The organism is Stenotrophomonas sp. Y6, from assembly GCF_022436665.1.
Lineage (GTDB): Bacteria > Pseudomonadota > Gammaproteobacteria > Xanthomonadales > Xanthomonadaceae > Stenotrophomonas > Stenotrophomonas acidaminiphila_A.
Genome location: NZ_JAKUKB010000004.1, coordinates 1 through 16,384, shown reverse-complemented (window position 1 = coordinate 16,384; position 16,384 = coordinate 1). Strand labels below are relative to the sequence as shown.

Genomic DNA, 16,384 nt, shown 5'->3' with positions numbered 1-16,384 from the left:
CTGCCGTGTCCGCGGGCGCCGGTGCGGCGTCGCGCATCGGCGCCGATTATCGATTCATTGCGGTCCCGGCTTCCAGCCGGCAGGGTGGAAGGCGCCATGCCATCGCCATCGGGATGCGTAGTGGATGCGAAGGTGCCGTCCGCCAGCCATGCAGTGCCGCAGGGCAGCGGTTCCCCGCGGTGCTGCATGCGGAACCGGTGGACAGGCCGGTTGCCCCTGCGTCCCGGCCCATTGGCGCCTGTTTGCCGCCGGCGCGGGCCAGGCATCGTCAAGGCCTGGCGGGGCACCGGCGCCCGCCCAGCCCCCTGCGCCGCGGGGATACGCGACAATGACAGGCCCCGTCCGTCCGCTGGCCCGTCTCCATGTTCCGTTGGTTCGAATCCCGCCTCGATCCGTTCCCGTCCGATCCGCCGGCGCAGCCGCCGCGCGGGCTCTATGCGTTCTGCCGGCACTACACGCGCGGCGCGGAAAAGTGGCTGGTGCTGATGGCGCTGACCACGGCCGGCATCGCCGTGGCCGAGCTGGCGCTGTATGCCTATGTCGGCGCGCTGGTGGACCGCCTCGGCGCCAGCACCCCGGCCACCTTCCTCGACGCCGAAGGCCGGCGCCTGCTGTGGATGGGGCTGCTGGTGGTGGTGGCGCTGCCGCTGCTGGTGCTGCTCAACTCGCTGGTGCAGCACCAGACCCTGCTCGGCAACTTCCCCATGCGCATCCGCTGGAGCGTGCATCGTTACCTGCTGCGGCAGTCGATGGGCTACTTCCAGGATGAATTCGCCGGGCGCATCGCCACCAAGCTGATGCAGACCTCGCTGGCGGTGCGCGAGACGGTGGTCAAGCTGTTCGACATCGGCAACTACGTGCTGGTGTTCTTCATCGGAACACTGGCGGTGGCCGGCGCCGCCGACTGGCGGATGATGCTGCCGTTCGTTGCCTGGCTGGTCGGCTATGCGCTGCTGATGTGGCACTTCGTGCCGCGCATGGAGCGCATCTCGCGCGAGCAGGCCGACGCGCGCTCGGAAATGACCGGGCGCATCGTGGACAGCTACACCAACATCGCCACGGTCAAGCTGTTCTCGCATTCGCGGCGCGAGCAGGCCTACGCGCGCGAGGCGATGAGCGGCTTCCTGGACAAGGTGCACCCGCAGATGCGGCTGGCCACGCGCGTCTATTCGCTGCTGTACGCGTTGAACATGCTGCTGCTGTTCTCCGCGGTGGCGCTGGGCCTGTGGCTGTGGCACGGCGGCGCGGTGAGCGCCGGTTCTGTGGCGGTGGCGGTGGCGCTGGTGCTGCGCATGCTGGGCATGTCGCAGTGGATCATGTGGGAACTGTCGGCGCTGTTCGAGAACATCGGCACCGTGCACGACGGCATCAATTCGATCTCGCTGCCGCCCACCGTGGACGACGTGCCCGGTGCCCCGGCACTGAGCGCGGTCGGCGGCGACATCCGTTTCGAGGGCGTGTCGTTCCACTACGGCAAGCACCACGGGGTGATCGAGGGACTGGACCTGCATGTGCGCGCCGGCGAGAAGATCGGCCTGGTCGGGCGCTCCGGCGCGGGCAAGTCCACCCTGGTCAACCTGCTGCTGCGGTTCCACGACGTGGAGCGTGGCCGCATCCTCATCGATGGCGTGGACATCGCCACGGTGCAGCAGGACTCGCTGCGCGCGCAGGTGGGCGTGGTCACCCAGGACACCTCGCTGCTGCACCGCTCCATCCGCGAGAACCTGCTGTACGGCCGCCCCGACGCCAGCGAGGAACAGCTGCGCGCGGCCGTGGCCAAGGCGCGTGCCGCCGACTTCATCGCCGAGCTGCGCGACAGCGAGGGCCGCAGCGGCTACGACGCGCATGTCGGCGAGCGCGGGGTGAAGCTTTCCGGTGGCCAGCGCCAGCGCATCGCCATTGCCCGCGTGCTGCTCAAGGACGCACCGATCCTGGTGCTGGACGAGGCGACCTCGGCGCTGGATTCGGAGGTGGAAGCGGCGATCCAGGAAAGCCTGGACGAACTGATGGGCGGCAAGACGGTGATCGCCATCGCCCACCGCCTGTCGACCATCGCGCGCATGGACCGGCTGGTGGTGATGGACCACGGCCGCATCGTCGAAACCGGTACCCATGCCGGGCTGATCGCCGCCAACGGCCTGTACGCGCGGCTGTGGGCGCGCCAGACCGGCGGCTTCGTCGCCGCCGAGGCGTAAGCGCGCCGGCACGGCGGGCTGCGGCCGCCTCGTCGCCGCCGGCCGGCGCGCGCTCGCCCCGCTACGGCGTCGCGTCTGCCGGCGTGGGCCGCCGGCAGACGATGCCGCACATCAGCCAGGGCGCCGCGGGAGGGCTCCACCGCCCGCGCGGGGCGTGGCGGTGTCGTTGCCGTGCGGGCGGCTCAGCACTTGCCGGCGGCCTTCAGCAGCGCATTGCACGCGCCGTCGGTCGCGGGCTTGCCGCTCATGCCGCCCTTGCCGAGCTCGGAGCAGATCGCATCGGATGCCGCGCGCCCGGTGACGGATATGCCGCCAGTGACGTAGCACGAGAACTGTTTTCCGCTGTCGGTCCTGACCAGATAACTCGCCTTGACCCCGTCGTTGCTGCGATCGGTGATGGTGAACGTGCCCTTGGCCAGCCCGAGCGACTGGGCGGTGTTGCGCTCGATGGCATCGTCGGTGACCGAGAACGAGGCGCAGGCCGATGTCAGCGCAACGAGGGTGGCCGCCGTAGCCAGCGCGATCGGTTTGTTCATCGTGGAGCTCCTTTTCCATGCGGTTTTTGAAAGGAGACGCAGGATGTCCAGCGCCGCCGGAGTGGTTCAACCCTACTGCGGTAGGGTTCCGCCCGGGGCGGGGCGGCTACGCATAATTGGCCGCGCCTGGCGGTTGCCGACGGCCTCGCGCGTTCCCGTCATCGGCCGGATCCGGATGTGCGAATGATCGCCACGCGCTGGTTGTGGATGCCGCTGGTTGCCGCGTTGCTGCTGTGGCCGGCGCAGGCGTGGGCCTTTGCCGTGGTGCTGCAGTACGAGGGCACCGCGGATGATCGCATCGCCTATTTCGCGGATGTCCGGGTCATCGCCAATCGCACGCCGCCCGCCGACGTCGGCGGCGCGCACGAGATCCGCGAGATCGACGTGACGGCCGTGTACGAGAGCGCGGACAAACCCGAATTCGTGCACATGAAGCTGCAGTTCCAGTGCCCCAACGCCGCGCCGCTGGACAAAGCCGGCGTGCGCGCGGGGGACCGCGTGCCGCCGGTGCGCGCCGGCGATGCGGTCACCTTCCGCATCGGGCCCGGCAGCTACCAGCTCAGGCGCGCGGACCTGGAAACCGAACCGGTCGCCGCCACCGGCTGGAACAGCTCCGCCGCCCCGGCGCTCTCGCGGGCCGGCGCCATTGCCTGCAACCACATCGCCTTCGACCACGCGCTGCATGCCGCCATCAAGGCCGGCGGCACGCTCGACGCCGGCGCGTTCGGCAAGCGCATGGCCGCGCTGGGCCTGCCGGCGGACCTGCCGTTGCTGGCGGAGACGCTGCCGTCCGAGCTCCTGGCGTTCGCCTGGGAGAATTTCTGGTGGGAGAAAGTCCTCGCCGGCAGGCGTCCCGACCCCAGCGGCAAGTGGGCCACGCCGCTGTCCGAGGCCGACCGCCAGGCCGCGATGGAGAAGCTGAAGCAGAAACAGCGGGAACTGGAAACGGGCACCGCGTCGATCCAGGCCGGGCTGGGCCGGGACATCGCGCAGCTGCAGGCACAGATGCAGGCCGACACGCAGGCCGCGCGCGGCGGTGGCAGGGGCGCCGATGGGCGCACGCTGACGCCGCTGGAATCCAGCCTGCTGCCGCTCTGGAAGGGCCGGCCCGAGCAGGACGTCGTCGCGCTCATGGGCAACCCGCAGTTCCACCAGGCCGGGGACACCCGTTTCCTGCGCTACACCCAGACCTGGGAGCGGGAGGCGGTGACGGCCTACGGCAGCCAGGGCGTGGTGGGCGGCGATGCCGGCGGCTTTGCGATGTGCTTCCTGGAGTTCCGGACCCGGCCTGACGCACAGGGGCAGTGGCAGGTGGACGACATCCTGATCCGGTCCGACTACGAAGGCGCCGGCCTGGGGCGCACCCGCAACATGTGCGAGGCGCTGGCGCGCCAGGCGGCCGGGCCTTGAGCGCGCCCGCCACGGCGCCGGGTGCGGCGGTACACGACAGTGGAAAAAGGAGGATGGCGATGATCAGGAACATGGTGCTGGCCGCGGGACTGCTGCTGGCGAGCGTGCCGTGCGCGGCCGCCTCCGGCGTGGACGCCGCTTCGTTCGACGTGCTGGGATCGATGATGGAAACCCGGCGGGCGCAGATCAATTCGGCGGACATCCTGGAATCGAACAAGGAAGAGGCGATCCGCTACCGGGAGAAAGTCATCGCCGGCTGGTGGGAGTTCATGCAGGCCAGGTCCGGCGCGCGCCCGGGCGAGTACTGTGCGGCCTCGTTCCTGCGCGGCAAGCGGGTCAAGCGCGAACGCGTCGATGGCATCAGCGATGGCGTGGTGGTGACCCTGTTCGGGCCGGGCGGCGGCTACCGCGGCGCGCTGCTGGGCTTTTCGCCCCTGACCCAGGAGCACGCTTTTCCGCGGCTCGGCAACGGCACGCCGGTGCGCGTGACCCTCAGGCAGGGTAATCTGCAGCCGGCCACCTTGAACGCCATCTACGCGCAGACAAGCGCAACCGCGCCGCCGATGCTGCTGTTCGCGGTACCGAGCATCGAGGCGCTGTTGGCCGGGATGGAGGACGACTGGCATTTCGAGGTGATTTACCAGGGCGCGTCGATCGCCGACATCGCCTGGCACGATGGACTCAAGGCACGCGATGCACTGAAGCGCTGCCTGGCCGGCGGGGGCGGGCATGGGTAGCCGGAGTGACCCGCGGGGCGACGGCGGGCGCCCCGGAACGACGCGGCCGTGGCAAAGGGGGACGGACAGATGGCTGGCAAGCGCAGCACCCGGGCACCGCACGTGAATCGTGGCCTTTGTCCGGCCACGCCGGCATCACGATGACGCCCTGGCACCCACCCTCGGCCGTGGTGGTGGACGATCATCCGCTGGTCGCGCGCGGTATTGCCGACTATCTGCGCACGCATTGCGGGTTCGCGCGCGCCGAGGGTATCTGCGGTGCCGATGCGCTGTGGGCCCACCTGGAGCAGGCCGGGGTGCCGACACTGGCGCTGGTGGATTTCTGGCTGCCGGACGGCACCGCGCTGCCGCTGCTGGCGCGCCTGCGCGACGCCTGCCCCGCGGTCCGCCTGCTGGTGATCAGCGGTGACGATGATCCGGCCATACGCGACAAGGTACGCCGGTTGGCCGTGGATGGCTTCCTGCTCAAGCACGCCGAGCCCGCGGTGTTTGCGTCGGCGGTCGCCGCGGTGCTGCGCGGCGATGGCTGGTTCGACGACGCATCGGTACCCGGCCGGTGGAACGGCGATGCGCGCAGCCTGCCGCTGAGTCCGGCCGAACTGGGGCTGACCCCGCGCCAGGGGGAGGTGCTGGCGCTGATGCTCAAGGGGTTGCCGAACAAGCGCGTGGCGCAGCAGCTGTCGTTGACCGAGCAGACCGTGAAGGAGCACGTGAGCGGCATCCTGTCCCGGCTGGGCGCGCGCACCCGCGTCGAACTGATAACCCGGCTGCGCGGAAAGCGGATCGATGTCTGAGCCGGGCCAGTCCGCACCGGCCACTGCCGACAGCCCGCCGGGCTACGCCGACATCAGCCCGGCGCGCCGGGTGGGACTGCTCGAGGTGGCTTTCGCACGGGTCAATTACGGCTTCGGCGCGATGGTCGTGGTCAGCCTGCCGTTCATCGCCTGGTACGCCCATCTCGGGCAGGACCCGCTGGGCCTGGTGCTGTGGTCGGCCTGGTATTTCGTCGGTTTCTGGGGCGTGCGCGGGCTGTACCGGCGCTACCAGCGCGCCTGTGTCCAGGATGCACCGGAGGCGGTGCTGCGCCGCTGGTCGCCGTTGATCCATGGCGTGGCGCTGGTATACGGCAGCAGCATGGCGGTGCCGCCGCTGCTGACCGCCGCACACGCCACCTTCGAGTTCCAGCTGCTGTATCTGGTGACGATCGCGGCCATCGTGGCCAGCAACTCGGTGCATGCCTCGCCGGTGCTGTCGGTGTTCCGCTGCTTCTTCCTGTCCGGCTGGGGAAGCGTGACCCTGCTGGTGCCCTACACCTTCCCGGACCACTGGCATTACGTGATGCCGTTGGCCCTGGTCTACATCCTCACCATCCTGCGGCATTCGGCGATCTCGCTGCGCTTCTTCGTGCAGAACGTCGTGTTGCAGGAGGAGGGCGTACGCCTGGCCGAGAACTTCCGCCGGGCCAAGGAACAGGCCGAGCAGGCGCTGTACGACAAGAACCTGTTCCTGACCACGGCCAGCCACGACCTGCGCCAGCCGGTGCATGCCATGGGCTTCCTGGTGGCGTCCATCTCGCGCAGCAACCGGGATCCGGCGCTCGACGGCGCCCTGGCGGACCTGCGCCAGAGCGTGCAGTCGGCCACGCAGATGTTCGACGCGCTGCTCGACCTGTCCCGGATCGAGAGTGGCCGGGTACAGATCAGCACCGAGGCGGTCGATCTGGCGGGCATGATCGCCAACGTCGCGACCCTGTTCCGCGAGGAGGCGCGCGATCGCGGGCTGGCATTGCGCGTGCGCCTTCCCCCGGGCCCGGCCGTGGTGATGGCCGATGGCACGCTGCTGCGCCAGGCGTTGAACAACCTGCTGCACAACGCCCTGCGCTACACGCGCCGCGGTGGCATCCTGCTGACCGTGCGCCGGCGGGCGGGCGGCTGGCGGTGCGAAGTCTGGGATACCGGCATCGGCATCGCGATGCGCGATGGCACCGACATCTTTTCGCCGTTCTTCCGCAACGAGCACGCCTGGGACATCGACAGCGCCGGCCACGGGCTGGGGCTGGCCGTGGTTGCCCGCTGCTGCGCCATGATGCGGGCCAGGCACGGTTTCCGCTCGCGTGAGGGCAGGGGGTCGTGTTTCTGGATCCAGCCCGACGCGGCGCAGGCGGCGGCACCGCTGGTGGTCCCGCGGTCGCTGGACCCGCCGCCACCGCGGATGCTGCCGCAATGGTCGGGCAGCTGCCTGGTCGTCGACGATGATCCGTTGGTGCGCAGCGCCTGGCAGACCCTGATGCGGTCCTGGGGGCTCGAGACGACCTGCGTCGAATCCGGCAGCCAGGCACTGCGCCTGCTCGAGTCCGGTTTGCGGCCGGACGTGGTGTTCTGCGACCAGCGGCTGCGTTCGGGCGAAAACGGCTTCGAGCTGCTGTGCGAACTGCTCGGGCGGCTGCCGGACGCGCGCGGGGCCATGATCAGTGGCGAGCTGGATTCGGCCGAGCTGGCCGAGGCCCAGGAACAGGGCTATCTGGTGTTGCGCAAGCCGGTGGAGACTGCCGAGCTGCAGGCGGTGCTGGGCTACTGGCTGCCCGCGCCGGCAGCTGGCTCGCCTCCCTGAGCGCCTGCCAGCGCGGCGTGTGCGGGGAGCGGGCCGGCCGCCGGACGATGCGCCGGCGCGCGGGTACCGCAGCCCGCGGATAGCGGCGGCGCCGCAAGAGACCGGCGCAGGCCGGGCCGCCCCTGCGGCGGATGCACCGCCATCGACACGGGTGCAGGCCGCGGTCGCGGGCGCCCGGCCTGCATCAGCCGCCGGCGCGTGACATGCGCGCACTAGTGTTCGAGTTCGTGCTCGATGCGCCGGTCGGGAATCAGCCACAGCAGCGCGACCAGCGCGTACAGCGCCTGGCCCAGCCGCGCATCGACCAGCGTGGCGCCGATGCCGGCGAGGTAGAGCACCGGCGACAGCTTGCCTTTCCAGTCGACGCCCAGCGCATGCCGCAGCACCGATTCACTGCCGTCGGCGGCGATGATGCGCCGTTGCAGCAGCCAGTAGGCGATGGCCGCGGCCAGCAGGACCACGCCATAGGCCACCGAGGGCAGCGGCGCCAGGTGGTTGTTGCCCATCCAGCGCGTGGCGAAGGGCAGCAGCGACAGCCAGAACAGCAGGTGCAGGTTGGCCCACAGCACGCTGCCGGTGACCCGCCTGCAGGCCTGCAGCAGGTGATGGTGGTTGTTCCAGTAGATGCCCACGTAGATGAAGCTGAGCACATAGCTCAGCAACGACGGCGCCAGCGGCAGCAGCGCGTCGAGCGTGGCGCCTTCCGGGGCCTTCATCTCCAGCACCATGATGGTGATGATGATCGCCAGTACGCCGTCACTGAAGGCTTCAAGACGTCCCTTGCCCATGCGTTGTCCCCGTGGGTTGTGGTGGTGGGTGGCGCTGCCGCGGATCAGCGGGGCGCCGGGGCCGGTTCAGCCGGCGGCCCGGCGCACCGGAGCGGTCGGCATGGCGGCCCTGGCAGCGCCGAACCGGTGGATGGCGAGGGCTCTTGGCCACCGCCCTTGTCCAGTGCCGCCTGGTCGCTGAGGCCGCAGCTGGCGTAACGGGTGTCGAATCTGCCCTCGCCCTGCAGCAAGCGTCGCGCCCTGGCGTCCCGCGCCCGCGGCGGCATGCCATGCCCGGTGCGTGGCTGCAGGCCGCCTGCGGCAGCCATGACCAGCGCATGGATGCGCCGTGCCCTGTCGCGTCCGGCTGCTTGCATCCCATCGACCGGCGCCGGCAGCCCGGCCTCGCCCCCGGCGCTGCCGCGGTTGCCGCGGACCTCGGCCCTGCGTTCCCACGCCCGTGCTTCCATCGCCGCCTGGTCTTCGCTGGTGAAGCCACCGGCGCGCCCTGCGCTGGCGGTCCCGCCGCGCGCGCTGCGCCGGTCGGTGGCGGTGCGGGCCATGTGCGTCCCCAGCGGGAAAACCCTGGCGTTCGCCGAAGGCACCGGATCAGCCACCGCGGCGCGCCAGCCACAGCGCCGCCAGCGGAGCGAGATTGAACAGCAGGATGCCGATCTTGTACGCGGCCATGCCGCCGTAATGGATGGCGTCGAAGCTGGCATCGGGCAGCGCGAACCAGCGGCCATGCAACCGCCGCAGCGCGTCGCGCGCGGTCACGAAGGCAAGGAACCAGGCCAGCAGGACGGCGTAGTTGAACGCCAGCGACCACAGCAGGAAGCGGCACAGGAAATCGCTGTCCATTGGGTTCTCCGAAGCGCGTTACAGCAGGCGGGTGCCGAGCGGGACATCGTGTTCGGGCACGCATAGCGATACCTGGCCGTGGGCATTGTGGAAGCCGGTGACCAGGCATTCGGACATCAGCGGGCCGATCTGCTTGGGCGGGAAATTCACCACCGCCACCACCTGCTTGCCGACCAGCGCCTCGGGCGCATACAGGTCGGTGATCTGGGCACTGGACTTGCGCACGCCGATCTCCGGGCCGAAATCGACCTGCAGGATGTATGCCGGCCGGCGCGCCTTGGCGAACGGCTCGGCGGCCACGATGCGGCCCACGCGCAGTTCCACCTTGCTGAAGTCGTTCCAGTCGATCGTTTGCATGGCGTGCGCCGGCGGGACGAGTGCCGATCATTGGCGCCGGCGCGGGCGGGCGTCAACCGCGCCGGCGCCGGCGCCGGTGGCGGTCCGCGTCCGCGGCAGGGCGGCGGCCGCGGTCAGCGGGCGCGCCCGGCGCGCTTGAACAGCGCCGTCCGCAGTACCGGCGTGCCGTCCTTGAAGTAGGACTCCGTCTCGGTCATGACGTTGCCGTCGGCACTGACCGAGTACACCCGGGTGGAGCGCGGGATGCCTTCGTAGACGAACTGCATGACCAGGACGTTCGGCGCCGGCATCTTGGCGGCCAGCACGTCGACCCAGTACGTGCCCGACGCGCGGCCGGGGGTGCCGTCCAGCGCCAGGGTGGATTCGGCATGCATGACCTTGTCGTCCTGGCCGACGATCTGGACACGCTCGTTCCAGCGGCCGTCGGGCGTGGCGGCGAACACCAGGTCCACGCGCTTCGGGCGCGCTTCCGGCGGCATCGGCAGGCTGTCCACGTCCAGCAGCCACTGGCCCACCAGCGGCGAGTCGGCCGGCACGGCGGGCGCGGCGGCCAACGCGGGGGTGGCGGTGAGGGCGGTGGACAGCAGCGCGGCAAGCATCACGTTCATGCGATCTCCTGGAGGCAGGTTGCCTGGGCCGATCATGCCCCGGCGCGGTACCGGCCTGCATGAACGCGGCGGCGCGGTGGCCGGACAGGCCGGCGATCGCGTGCAGGCCTGCGCGCGGCGCGGGCGGCGCTGGCGGGCGCCGCAACGACAAAGGCCCGGGAATCCCCGGGCCTTTGCGCGTCCCCTCGCGGGGCGGTCACTCGATCGGCTGGTCCAGCATCAGCTGGCGTGCGAAGCGCACCGGCGGCGCGCCGTAGGACAGGATCTGGTCGTGGTAAGCCTTGAGCTTGAAGTCGGCGCCGAGCTTGTCCTGCACCGCCTTGCGGGTGTCGAAGTGCTCCTGCGCGCCGACGAAATAAGTCGGCAGCTGCGCCGAGGTCAGCTGCGCGCGCACCCACTTGCCCGCGGCCTCGCTCTCCTGCTGGAAGGCGTCGTGGGTCATCAGCTGCATGGCCTGCTCGCGGCTCCAGTTGTCCACGTGCACGCCCTGGTCGAGGATGGCGTTGGCGATCGTGCGCAGGTAGAACTTCAGCTGCACCAGGTGGAACAGCGGGTCGCTGTCCAGGTAGCCCTGCTCCTGCATCATGCGTTCGGTGTAGACCGCCCAGCCCTCGGCGAACAGGCCCGAGCGCAGCACCGCGCGCAGCGTCGACGGGAACTTGCCCGAGTGCCAGCCTTCCAGGTAGTGCCCGGGGGTGCCTTCGTGGATCGACAGCAGGTGGATCATGCGGCTGTTGTATTCGCGCAGGAACGAATCGACCTGCTTGTCGCTCCAGTCGTCGGGGATCGGCGAGACCGCGTAGAAGGTCTTGAGGTTCTTGTCCAGTGGGCCGGGCGAATCGCAGTAGGCCACCGCCACGCCGCGCTGGAATTCGGGCATCAGGATGATGTCGACCGGGGCGTCGGGCAGGGTCATCAGGTCATGCGTGCGCACGAATTCGGTGGACTGCGCCAGCGCGGCCTTGGCGTCGTCGACGACCTTGTCGCGGGCCGGCTTCTCGGCATAGGCCAGTTCCAGCGCGGCCTCGATCGCCTTCTGCTGCTGCTCGTCGGTCGGGTTGGCCGGCATCTCCGGCGCACCCGGCTTGTCCTTGAGCACCACCTGGGCAATGCCGTACATGTCCTTGCGCACGCGGGTCAGTTCGGCGCGGGCGCGTTCGCCGATCTCGGCGCGCGAGAGCGAGGAGTTGAGCGAGAACTTCAGCTTCTGGTCGTACTTCTCCGCGCCGATGCGGAAGTCGCCGCGGGCGTTCGGCACCAGGGTCTTGTCCAGCCACGCCTGCTGCTCTTCGACGGCGGTGGTCAGCGTGGCGATGGCGGTCTTCAGGCGTTCCTGGTCGGCGGCTTCGAGCTGACCGATGTTGGGGACGATGAAGGTCTCCACCAGGCTGAGGATGCCGCGGTTCTGCTTGGCCACGGTTTCGGCGTGGATCTTCGGCACGCGCGCCGGGTCGAGGTTGGCGCGCGCGGCGGCGAAGATCTGCGGGATCTTCTCGATCCGCGCGGTGGCCGACTTCAGGCGCTCGGGCAGGGGCGCGAACTCGCGCGCCATCAGGCCGTAGATGGCGCTGCCGGCCAGCCCGGTGTAGACCTGCGGGTCCCACTTCCACGACTGCAGGGTTTCGTTGCTCCAGATGTCGGACTGCAGCTGGTTGCGCAGGATCGCCGCGTCCACCTGGTTTTCGCGGCCGAGCTTGCCGGTGTCGATCCGGTCCAGTTCGGCAAGCAGCGCCTTGCTGGCGTCCAGGCCCTTCTGCTGGCCGGCGGCGCTGAGGTCATCCAGCTCGGCGTCGTAACGGTGGTCGCCGATCTGGGTGGCGCTGACCGGGGACAGCTGCATCCAGGTATCGAGTGCCTTCTTCGACAGTTCGGCGAACTGCGCGTCGGCCTGGCTCTGGCCGGCCTGTTCGGTGGTGGCGGACGGGGAGGACGGGGCGTCGCTGTTCTGGCAACCGGCCAGGCTGGCGAGCAGGGCGGCGGCGAGCAGGTGCTTGCGCATCGGGATACCTGTTGCGGAGGAAACATCCAGCATAGGCCAGTGCCGCGGCGGACGCCCCTGCCATTGGCTTACCATGTCCGCCAGACACGCCGGTGGAGGGGATGCGATGCATTACGAAGGCAGTTGCCACTGCGGGCGCATCGCGTTCGCGTTCGAGTCGGCCGAGCCGATCGCCAGTGCCGTGTCCTGCAACTGTTCGATCTGCCGGCGCCGCGGTTCGCTGCTGTGGTTCGGCCCGCGCAGCGGTTTCGAACTCCGGACCGATCCGGCGCACCTGGAGAGCTACCGCTTCCATTCCAGGCACATCGACCACCACCACTGCCACGTCTGCGGCGTTGCCCCGTTCAGCGAAGCGATCGACCCGCGCAGTGGCCAGCCGACCGTGGCGATCAACCTGCGTTGCGTGCCGGACGTCGATCTGGAGGCGCTGGAGATCCACCCTTACGACGGCGCCAGCCGCTGACGGCTGCGCGGCCGGGCTGACCCGCTGCCACTGCCGGCCGTGGGCTGCGCCGGGCACGACGTCGTTGCGGCCGGCGTGGCCACCGGGCTGACCGCGGCGGCCACGGACCGTGCATTCCCGGCCCCGGGATACAGAGCGATCGCGCGCTGGAGACGTCCGCGGCATCTTCACCCCCGGCGGCCTGCCGCCGTCGTGCTGCGGTGCGGTGGATTGCAGCCCCGGCGCCGTTGCCGGCGCCAGCGGCAGGGGTGAGCCGGTCGCAGGGCGCACCGGGGTGCGCCAGCGACCTCACGGCCGCCAGTAATTGTTGGCCGCGGCCACCGTCTGGAAATTGAGTGCCAGCACCTGGGCGGCCGCGGTCAGCGCGTCGGTGGAGTCGGCATACTCCGGCCGCAGTTTCTGCAGGATGGACAGGTCCGGCTGGGTGTACTTGACGCTGCGGCGGCTCAACAGGACCGCGAGCTCGAAGCCTTCCTGCGGGGTGGCGGTGATCAGGGTGTCGAGCCAAAGGTCGGTCATCGCGGTGGTCTCCTGTAGCGGTGGATGGACAGCGGAATGTGCGCTGCCGCCGGCCGCGATGTCTTGACCAGGATCAAACCGCGGCGGCGCCGCGCCTACCAGCGCCCGCCCGGGCCGTGGCGCGGCTCAGCCCTCGTCCTGCTCGTACTCGATGACCAGTCCGCGTTCGCGGGCCAGCAGTTCCACCGCCCGGCGCGCCTTGTCCGCGGTGGCCGTGTTGCCGACCTCCACTTCCAGTTCGTGGATGCCGGGGCCGATGTCGTCGGACAGGCCGGCCGAACTGGAGTCCTCGTCGTCCATGTGCGGCATCAGGTCGTCGGTCTCCTCGACGTGTTCGATGCCTTCCAGGCCGTGCAGCAGGTCGGTCACGGCCAGGGCGTCGTCGGCGTTGCCGGTGATGCGGATGCGCAGCAGGGGCATGGGGGAGCTCCGTGGGAAGGGGCCCCCAGCCTGGGCATCGGGCGGGCAAGGCAACGTGAAACGCGGCGGCGCGGGCGCGCGCTGTTTGTCAGCGGGCGCGGTTGCAGGGATGCTTGCGTTCCACCCACGGAGGGATGTCGATGGCAGGCGCGGTGCGGGCGGAAACGATGGTGAGGGAGCCGGGCCCATGAGCGGGGCGAGGCCGGCGCCGGTGGCGCGCGATTGGTCCACGCCGCTGGAACTGCTGGGGCTGGGCATGGTGTGGGGCGCCTCGTTCCTGTTCATGCGCATCGCGGTGCCCGACTTCGGCCCGTACGCGCTGGTGGAGGTGCGTCTGCTGCTCGGCGCGCTGGTGCTGATGCCGTTCCTGTGGCGTGCACGTGCGCTCTTCCCGGCGCGGCGCTGGCTGTGGCTGGCGCCTGTCGGCCTGGTCAATTCGGCGCTGCCGTTCGTGCTGTTCGCGTGGGCGGCCGAGCGTGCGCCGGCGGCGATCGGCGCGATCTGCAACGCGATGACGGTACTGTTCGCCGCGCTGATCGGCTTCCTGTTCTTCGGCGAGAAGATCGGCCCGCGCCGGGCGTTCGCGCTGCTGGTCGGCTTTTCCGGCGTGGTGGTGCTGGCCACGGCCAAGGTGTCGGGCCTGGCGATCGGCGCGGCGGTGGCGGCCGGCACGGTGGCGGCGCTGCTCTACGGGCTGGGCGCCAACCTGGTCCGTCGCCACATGGGCGGACTGCCGCCGGCCGCGGCGGCGGCGGCTACGCTGGGCTGCGCTTCGCTGTGGATGCTGCCGATGGCGCTGCGCCACTGGCCGCGGCAGCCGGTGCCGGCCGCCTCCTGGGCCAGTGCCGTCGCCTTGGGCATCCTCTGCACCGGCCTGGCGTTCCTGGTGTTCTACCGCCTGATCGGCCGGATCGGAGCGTCGCGCGCGGCCACCGTCACCTACCTGATCCCGCTGTTCGGGGCGCTGTTCGCCTGGCTGTTCCTGGGCGAGCCGGTGACCCTGCAGATGCTGCTCGCCGGCGGCCTGGTCCTGGGCAGTGTGGCGGTCAGCCAGCGCTAGGCAGCGGCCGGTGACCGCAGGCGGTGGTGGCCGCTGGCGTCACCCGCATGCGGCCCGGCTCAGCGCACCGGCAGCGGGATGTTGCACAGGTCGATATGGCCGGCCGGGCGTTTGTAGAAATCGTCGCGGCGGTTGCGGCGCGCTTCCACCATGTCGGCGAAGGTCCTGGAGTCGGTGCGCAGCACCCGCAGCGGCGTGCGCTGCGCGGCAGGCACGTCGCTGGCGAGGCGGATGGAAAGGATCGGCGTGCGCTGCGCGGGGTCTTCGTAGAAGCCCATCGGCTCGGGTCCGCGTTTGATCGTGCTGAGCAGTTCCATGCCCTTGAGCACGCGCCCGACCAGGGTGATGTTGCGGTCGAGCTGGCGCGGCGACTGCCCGGTGACCACGTACAGCTCGGCGCCGATGCTGCTGTCCTCGTCGTTGTTGCGGCCGGCACCGACCGCGCCGTAGCAGTGCGCCAGCCAGGTGTGTTCGCCGTCGCCGGCAACGGCGAAGTCGCCGACGAAGCCGGTCTTCGCGGCCCAGCCGTCGCGGTCGGGCAGCGCGGTGAACGCCAGCCCCCGGGACGGCCGCTGGAACTCGGCCGGCAGATGGGTCTTCGCGCTGCCCAGCGGCCGCGCCCGGGCCGGGTCGTCGGCATCGGCGTCGCCGAACTGGACCACGAAGTTGTCCTGCGAACGGTAGATGCTGGTGCCGTTCCAGAAGCCCTCGCGCGCCAGGGTGCGGATGTTGCCGGCGTGTTCGGGGGCGAATTCAGGGGCCAGTTCGATGATGACGCGGCCGCCGTCCAGGTCCATGTACAGCAGGTTGTCGGCGGCGGGCACGTGCCAGTCGCTGTCGGGCGAGGCAGCGAGGATCTCCTGCGCGCTGCGGTACCTGGCCGGCGCGTCGGCGGCCAGTGCCGGCAGCGGGGGCAGCATCAGGGCCAGGGCCAGCAGGGTCGGGCGTAGCGTCATCGGGCGCGTTCCGTGATCGGGTGTGGGCCGATTCTGGCGGATCGCCCGGGGCCGCCGCCAGACCATGCCGGGAGTGGGGTGACTACCGGCACATCCGCTATAGCGAAGTGAGTAATAGTGTTGGCTTCAGGTTAGTTGGCAGGAGCGGGGCGATGGGTGATTTCGAGGCCCAACTGCGCAAATTCCAGAAGGAACTCAGCGCCGGCACGGTGTCGCTTGCACTGCTGGCGGTGCTGGCCAAGGCCGGGGAGCCGCTGTACGGGTACCTGATCGCCAAGGAACTGGAGCGCACCGGTGATGGCGTGCTCAGCGGCAAGCAGAGCGCGCTGTACCCGGTACTGCGCAACCTGGAAGGCGCCGGCCTGCTGGAAAGCCATGTCGAGCCGTCGGTGGCCGGGCCACCACGGCGCTACTACCGCATCAATGACGAGGGACGCGCCGTGCTGAAGCAGTGGATCGCGGCCTGGAATGCCACCCGGGACTCGCTGGAGTCCGTACTGGAGGGAGTCGAACGATGAACAACGAGACCAACCCACGGCCGCTGCCGACCACGATTCCCGAATACCTGGAGCAGCTGCGCGCCGCGCTGGCCGGTGCCGACCCGGCGATGGTCCAGGACGCGCTGTACGACGCCGAGGAGTACCTGCGCTCGGAGCTGGCCGAGCAGCCCGGCAAGAGCGAGGCCGAGGTGATCGCCGGTGTCGCCGGCAGCTACGGCGCGCCGGAGGAGGTGGCCGAGATCTACCGCGAGACCGAGGTGACGGTGAACCGCGCGCTGCGCACGCCACTGCCGGGCCGCCGGCCGCCGCCGCCGCCGCTCGCCACGCCCGCCGCGGGCGTGGCCGCCACCGCCCCGGCCGCGCCCACCGCCAGGCCGCGCCCGGCG

At 70.4% G+C, this 16,384-nt stretch carries 17 protein-coding genes and 1 pseudogene; 9 read left to right on the top strand and 9 right to left on the bottom strand.

Translation table 11 applies throughout. The features are described 5' to 3' along the window. Nucleotides 1–362: 362 nt before the first annotated feature. Entirely contained in the window at nt 363–2,195 is a 1,833-nt protein-coding gene (locus tag MKP15_RS05850) for an ABC transporter ATP-binding protein (RefSeq protein ID WP_240212088.1), read from the top strand. Between the two features lie 182 nt (nt 2,196–2,377). Here the strand turns inward: MKP15_RS05850 and MKP15_RS05845 are convergent, their stop codons facing one another. Then, a complete protein-coding gene (locus tag MKP15_RS05845) occupies nt 2,378–2,731 on the bottom strand; it encodes a hypothetical protein (protein WP_240212087.1) in 354 nt (117 codons plus the stop codon). 183 nt (nt 2,732–2,914) lie between these two features. Here MKP15_RS05845 and MKP15_RS05840 point away from each other — a divergent pair, with 183 nt between their 5' ends. From MKP15_RS05840 to MKP15_RS05825, 4 genes are all read left to right on the top strand, one after another. Beyond that, on the top strand, nt 2,915–4,141 hold the full coding sequence (locus MKP15_RS05840; protein ID WP_240212086.1) for a hypothetical protein: 1,227 nt from the start codon (nt 2,915–2,917) through the stop codon (nt 4,139–4,141). 53 nt (nt 4,142–4,194) lie between these two features. After that, nucleotides 4,195–4,878 carry a hypothetical protein gene (locus MKP15_RS05835; protein WP_240212085.1) on the top strand — a complete coding sequence of 228 codons (684 nt, stop codon included), beginning with the start codon at nt 4,195–4,197 and terminating at the stop codon, nt 4,876–4,878. A 140-nt stretch (nt 4,879–5,018) separates the two neighbouring features. Then, complete coding sequence (locus MKP15_RS05830) at nt 5,019–5,672, top strand: response regulator transcription factor (protein WP_240212084.1); 654 nt, start codon at nt 5,019–5,021, stop codon at nt 5,670–5,672. Continuing rightward, nucleotides 5,665–7,488, top strand: coding sequence for a hybrid sensor histidine kinase/response regulator (locus tag MKP15_RS05825; RefSeq protein WP_240212083.1), 1,824 nt, complete (start codon nt 5,665–5,667; stop codon nt 7,486–7,488). The genes MKP15_RS05830 and MKP15_RS05825 overlap by 8 nt, the downstream gene beginning before the upstream one ends. Before the next feature lie 212 nt (nt 7,489–7,700). Here MKP15_RS05825 and MKP15_RS05820 read toward each other — a convergent pair whose 3' ends face one another. From MKP15_RS05820 to MKP15_RS05800, 5 genes are all read right to left on the bottom strand, one after another. Next, nucleotides 7,701–8,276, bottom strand: coding sequence for a TMEM175 family protein (locus MKP15_RS05820; protein WP_104939225.1), 576 nt, complete (start codon nt 8,274–8,276; stop codon nt 7,701–7,703). A 588-nt stretch (nt 8,277–8,864) separates the two neighbouring features. Next, nucleotides 8,865–9,116, bottom strand: a complete 252-nt coding sequence (locus MKP15_RS05815) for a DUF6868 family protein (RefSeq protein WP_104939223.1) — start codon at nt 9,114–9,116, stop codon at nt 8,865–8,867. A gap of 18 nt (nt 9,117–9,134) precedes the next feature. Further along, entirely contained in the window at nt 9,135–9,473 is a 339-nt protein-coding gene (locus MKP15_RS05810) for a tRNA-binding protein (protein ID WP_240212082.1), read from the bottom strand. A gap of 113 nt (nt 9,474–9,586) precedes the next feature. Then, nucleotides 9,587–10,081 carry a LuxR family transcriptional regulator gene (locus MKP15_RS05805; protein ID WP_240212081.1) on the bottom strand — a complete coding sequence of 165 codons (495 nt, stop codon included), beginning with the start codon at nt 10,079–10,081 and terminating at the stop codon, nt 9,587–9,589. Between the two features lie 196 nt (nt 10,082–10,277). Next, complete coding sequence (locus MKP15_RS05800) at nt 10,278–12,080, bottom strand: DUF885 domain-containing protein (RefSeq protein ID WP_240212080.1); 1,803 nt, start codon at nt 12,078–12,080, stop codon at nt 10,278–10,280. Between the two features lie 106 nt (nt 12,081–12,186). On the opposite strand from MKP15_RS05800, the gene MKP15_RS05795 reads away from it, so the two are divergent. Beyond that, entirely contained in the window at nt 12,187–12,543 is a 357-nt protein-coding gene (locus MKP15_RS05795; protein ID WP_240212301.1) for a GFA family protein, read from the top strand. A 288-nt stretch (nt 12,544–12,831) separates the two neighbouring features. Here the strand turns inward: MKP15_RS05795 and MKP15_RS05790 are convergent, their stop codons facing one another. Beyond that, nucleotides 12,832–13,062 (bottom strand): hexameric tyrosine-coordinated heme protein, encoded by a 231-nt coding sequence (locus MKP15_RS05790; protein ID WP_104939218.1) that lies wholly within the window; start codon nt 13,060–13,062, stop codon nt 12,832–12,834. 126 nt (nt 13,063–13,188) lie between these two features. After that, nucleotides 13,189–13,482 (bottom strand): hypothetical protein, encoded by a 294-nt coding sequence (locus MKP15_RS05785; protein WP_240212079.1) that lies wholly within the window; start codon nt 13,480–13,482, stop codon nt 13,189–13,191. 187 nt (nt 13,483–13,669) lie between these two features. Here MKP15_RS05785 and MKP15_RS05780 point away from each other — a divergent pair, with 187 nt between their 5' ends. Further along, on the top strand, nt 13,670–14,542 hold the full coding sequence (locus MKP15_RS05780) for a DMT family transporter (protein ID WP_104939216.1): 873 nt from the start codon (nt 13,670–13,672) through the stop codon (nt 14,540–14,542). Nucleotides 14,543–14,601: 59 nt separating this feature from the next. Here the strand turns inward: MKP15_RS05780 and MKP15_RS05775 are convergent, their stop codons facing one another. After that, entirely contained in the window at nt 14,602–15,498 is an 897-nt protein-coding gene (locus MKP15_RS05775; RefSeq protein WP_240212078.1) for a peptidylprolyl isomerase, read from the bottom strand. Between the two features lie 152 nt (nt 15,499–15,650). On the opposite strand from MKP15_RS05775, the gene MKP15_RS05770 reads away from it, so the two are divergent. Beyond that, nucleotides 15,651–16,016 (top strand): PadR family transcriptional regulator, encoded by a 366-nt coding sequence (locus MKP15_RS05770; protein ID WP_104939213.1) that lies wholly within the window; start codon nt 15,651–15,653, stop codon nt 16,014–16,016. After that, nucleotides 16,013–16,384, top strand: a pseudogene (locus tag MKP15_RS05765) (hypothetical protein); the annotation flags it as partial. The gene MKP15_RS05770 and the pseudogene MKP15_RS05765, both read left to right, overlap by 4 nt.

Bases quoted from the DNA above. Each gene is read 5' to 3' on its own strand.
- MKP15_RS05850 (WP_240212088.1), top strand. From the start codon at position 363: ATGTTCCGTTGGTTCGAATCCCGCCTCGATCCGTTCCCGTCCGATCCG.
- MKP15_RS05845 (WP_240212087.1), bottom strand. From the start codon at position 2,731: ATGAACAAACCGATCGCGCTGGCTACGGCGGCCACCCTCGTTGCGCTG.
- MKP15_RS05840 (WP_240212086.1), top strand. From the start codon at position 2,915: ATGATCGCCACGCGCTGGTTGTGGATGCCGCTGGTTGCCGCGTTGCTG.
- MKP15_RS05835 (WP_240212085.1), top strand. From the start codon at position 4,195: ATGGCGATGATCAGGAACATGGTGCTGGCCGCGGGACTGCTGCTGGCG.
- MKP15_RS05830 (WP_240212084.1), top strand. From the start codon at position 5,019: ATGACGCCCTGGCACCCACCCTCGGCCGTGGTGGTGGACGATCATCCG.
- MKP15_RS05825 (WP_240212083.1), top strand. From the start codon at position 5,665: ATGTCTGAGCCGGGCCAGTCCGCACCGGCCACTGCCGACAGCCCGCCG.
- MKP15_RS05820 (WP_104939225.1), bottom strand. From the start codon at position 8,276: ATGGGCAAGGGACGTCTTGAAGCCTTCAGTGACGGCGTACTGGCGATC.
- MKP15_RS05815 (WP_104939223.1), bottom strand. From the start codon at position 9,116: ATGGACAGCGATTTCCTGTGCCGCTTCCTGCTGTGGTCGCTGGCGTTC.
- MKP15_RS05810 (WP_240212082.1), bottom strand. From the start codon at position 9,473: ATGCAAACGATCGACTGGAACGACTTCAGCAAGGTGGAACTGCGCGTG.
- MKP15_RS05805 (WP_240212081.1), bottom strand. From the start codon at position 10,081: ATGAACGTGATGCTTGCCGCGCTGCTGTCCACCGCCCTCACCGCCACC.
- MKP15_RS05800 (WP_240212080.1), bottom strand. From the start codon at position 12,080: ATGCGCAAGCACCTGCTCGCCGCCGCCCTGCTCGCCAGCCTGGCCGGT.
- MKP15_RS05795 (WP_240212301.1), top strand. From the start codon at position 12,187: ATGCATTACGAAGGCAGTTGCCACTGCGGGCGCATCGCGTTCGCGTTC.
- MKP15_RS05790 (WP_104939218.1), bottom strand. From the start codon at position 13,062: ATGACCGACCTTTGGCTCGACACCCTGATCACCGCCACCCCGCAGGAA.
- MKP15_RS05785 (WP_240212079.1), bottom strand. From the start codon at position 13,482: ATGCCCCTGCTGCGCATCCGCATCACCGGCAACGCCGACGACGCCCTG.
- MKP15_RS05780 (WP_104939216.1), top strand. From the start codon at position 13,670: ATGAGCGGGGCGAGGCCGGCGCCGGTGGCGCGCGATTGGTCCACGCCG.
- MKP15_RS05775 (WP_240212078.1), bottom strand. From the start codon at position 15,498: ATGACGCTACGCCCGACCCTGCTGGCCCTGGCCCTGATGCTGCCCCCG.
- MKP15_RS05770 (WP_104939213.1), top strand. From the start codon at position 15,651: ATGGGTGATTTCGAGGCCCAACTGCGCAAATTCCAGAAGGAACTCAGC.